Source organism: Mycobacterium sp., assembly GCF_050701515.1.
Lineage (GTDB): Bacteria > Actinomycetota > Actinomycetes > Mycobacteriales > Mycobacteriaceae > Mycobacterium.
On sequence record NZ_JBOGDB010000311.1, the window covers coordinates 1 to 2,985 of the forward strand.

Genomic DNA, 2,985 nt, shown 5'->3' on the forward strand with positions numbered 1-2,985 from the left:
CAGCGCTGGTTATCACGCCGAAATCGCGAAAGGTAACCTGGCCTGATGCAGGTTCTCGTCGTCGACAACTACGACAGCTTCGTTTTCAACCTGGTCCAGTACCTGGGCCAGCTGGGTGTGGATGCGCAGGTGTGGCGTAACGACGACGCGCGGTTGGCAACGGAAGCCGACATCGCAACCGCCGCAGCCGACTTCGACGGCGTCCTGCTGAGCCCGGGGCCTGGCACGCCCGAGCGCGCGGGCGCCTCCATCCCGCTCGTCAAAGCGTGCGCCGCGACAAAGACTCCGCTGCTGGGCGTGTGTCTCGGCCACCAAGCCATCGGGGTGGCGTTCGGCGGCACTGTCGATCGGGCGCCGGAACTGCTGCACGGCAAGACCAGCACCGTATTTCACGCGAATGTCGGTGTGCTGCAGGGTCTTCCGGATCCGTTTACCGCGACGCGGTATCATTCGCTGACGATTCTGCCCGACACCGTGCCCGCCGCATTGGAGGTCACCGCCCGCACCGAGGGCGGGGTCATCATGGGCGTGCGGCACGTCGAGCTGCCCATCCATGGCGTGCAGTTCCATCCCGAGTCGATCCTCACCGAGGGCGGGCACCGGCTGCTGGCCAACTGGCTGGCCTACTGCGGTGTAGCGCCCGCCGAGGCGCTGGTGCGCAGCCTGGAGGACGAGGTGGCCAGCACCGTTGAGGCGGCTACGAGGCGAAGTTCAGCGTGATCCTGCCGTTGAAGTTCACGCCGCTGCCCGCCGCCGGACTCTGATTGACCACCGCATTGGTTCGCTGACCGCTGTTCTGCACGTCGCCGCCCTTGTCCAGAATGCCGGTCCAGCCCAACGCGCGCAGCCGCGGTTCGGCATCGGTCCAGAACATGCCGGTCAGATCCGGCATCACGAATTGGTTGCCGCGTGACACCTCCACTTGGACCACGGTGTCAAGTGGAACAGTCTGTCCCACAGGCGGATTCGTGCCGACCACGGCACCCGCAGGTGCGGTGCTGTCCACCTCGACCGGGACGGACTTGGTGAAGCCGAAAGCACTGAGATTCTGCTGGGCTACCTCGATGGACTGGTCCTTGACGTCCGGCACGGGCCGGCTCTCCGGCCCCGACCCGACGACGATGACGATCTCGTTGGTGGTCGCCGAGGTCTGATTGGCCGGCGGGTTGGTCCCCACCACCCGGTCCTTCAGCTCGGGCGTCGATGGCGAGTTGGTCTGTTTGAACCGGCCGAATCCGGCGTCGGTCAGCTCGCGGACGGCGTCGGCGTAGGTCAGCGTCGCAACGTCGGGCACCTCGCGCTGTTCGGGCCCGGTGGAGACGTTCAGGGTGATCTCGTCGCCGGCGCCGACCTCGCTGTCGGCCTCCGGCTCGGTGCTGATCACATGATCGGGCGGGACCGTCGAGTCGGGCCGCTGCTGGGTGCGGGTCTTGAAGCCACGGTTCTGCAGGGCGGCGATGGCGTCGGCGGAGGCCTGGCCGCGCACGTCGGGCACCTGCAAATCACGCGGGCCGCCGCCGATCATGTTGATCGCGATGGTGACCACGACGGTCAGCACGGCGAGCACGGCCACCGCGATGAGCCACCGGCCGACCGATTGACCACGGTCGCGCTCGCCGTACCGGGGCTGCTGGCGCGGCAGGTGCTCGGTCGGCGGGGTGCGGTCGGGCGGAGCGGCCGAGGCCAGCAGCGACGTGCGATCGGCGTCGGTGAGCACCTTGGGCGCTTCCGGCGCCTCACCACTGTGCACCCGGATCAGGTCGGCGCGCATCTCGGCCGCCGTCTGGTACCGGTTCTCGGGGTTCTTGGCCAGCGACTTGAGCACCACGGCGTCCAGCTCCGGGGAGATGCCGGCATGCCGCTGCGACGGCGGGGTGGGGTCTTCGCGGACATGCTGGTAGGCCACCGCGACGGGTGAGTCACCGATGAAAGGCGGTTCGCCGGTGAGGATCTCGTACAGCACGCAGCCGAGCGAGTAGACGTCGGACCGGGCGTCCACGGAATCGCCGCGGGCCTGTTCCGGGGACAGGTACTGGGCGGTGCCGATCACCGCAGCGGTCTGCGTGACACTGTTGCCGCTGTCGGCGATCGCCCGGGCGATGCCGAAGTCCATCACCTTCACCGCGCCGGACTTGCTGATCATGATGTTGGCCGGCTTGACGTCGCGGTGGATGATGCCGTGCTGGTGGCTGAAGTTCAGCGCCTGGCAGGCGTCGGCGATGGTCTCGATGGCCCGCTGCGCCGGCATCGGCCCGTCGGTGTGCACGATGTCGCGCAGCGTGACGCCCTCGACGTACTCCATCACGATGTATGGCAGCGGCCCGGCCGGGGTTTCCGCCTCGCCGGTGTCGTAGACGGCGACGATGGCGGGGTGGTTCAGCGCGGCGGCGTTCTGCGCCTCCCGGCGAAACCGCAAGTAGAAGCTCGGGTCGCGGGCCAGGTCGGCGCGCAGCACCTTGACCGCCACGTCGCGATGCAAGCGCAGATCGCGGGCGAGGTGGACTTCGGACATGCCGCCGAAGCCGAGAATCTCGCCGAGTTCGTAGCGGTCGGACAGGTGCTGCGGGGTCGTCATTGCAATGTCTGTTCTTGATCCGAGGGCGCCGCCCGCAATGAGGCGGACGGCGCGATCGTGTCGGGTCTGTATACCCCGATTTGCACTCCACCATGACCGATGGACCCCTCATCGGTCCAACCGGGCGTCGTGACCAGCGGTGGAGCCCCGTACGGAGTCGTCTGGGTGACGGTGTCGGTGACCGTCGGCGGGGGCGACTCGCGATCCTGGCGGTCCTGGGCGTTGAGCACGATCAGGACCGCGATGGCGATCGCCAGCGCACCGAGCACTCCGGCCGCCCACAACAGGGCCCGCTGGCCCGAGGAGAACGTCCGTCGCGGCGGGGGAGGACGGTGGCCGGCCGTCGCCGGCCGGGCGGTGCGGGCCGCGGTGGCCGGCGCGCGGGCGGTCATCGCCGCGCTGGTCGGTGT

At 68.7% G+C, this 2,985-nt stretch carries 2 protein-coding genes and 1 pseudogene; 1 reads left to right on the plus strand and 2 read right to left on the minus strand.

Annotation, left to right across the window (positions count from 1 at the left end):
- The first annotated feature begins 45 nt into the window (after positions 1 to 45).
- Entirely contained in the window at positions 46 to 720 is a 675-nt protein-coding gene (locus tag ACRDU5_RS22680; RefSeq protein WP_526617239.1) for an aminodeoxychorismate/anthranilate synthase component II, read from the plus strand.
- Here the strand turns inward: ACRDU5_RS22680 and pknB are convergent.
- Both pknB and ACRDU5_RS22690 read right to left on the minus strand, forming a co-directional pair.
- Positions 698 to 2,575, minus strand: a complete 1,878-nt coding sequence (pknB, locus tag ACRDU5_RS22685) for a Stk1 family PASTA domain-containing Ser/Thr kinase (protein WP_526617240.1) — start codon at positions 2,573 to 2,575, stop codon at positions 698 to 700. The two genes, ACRDU5_RS22680 and pknB, sit on opposite strands and share 23 nt — an antisense overlap.
- A pseudogene (locus tag ACRDU5_RS22690) lies at positions 2,572 to 2,985 on the minus strand (serine/threonine protein kinase); the annotation flags it as partial. The pseudogene ACRDU5_RS22690 and the gene pknB, both read right to left, overlap by 4 nt.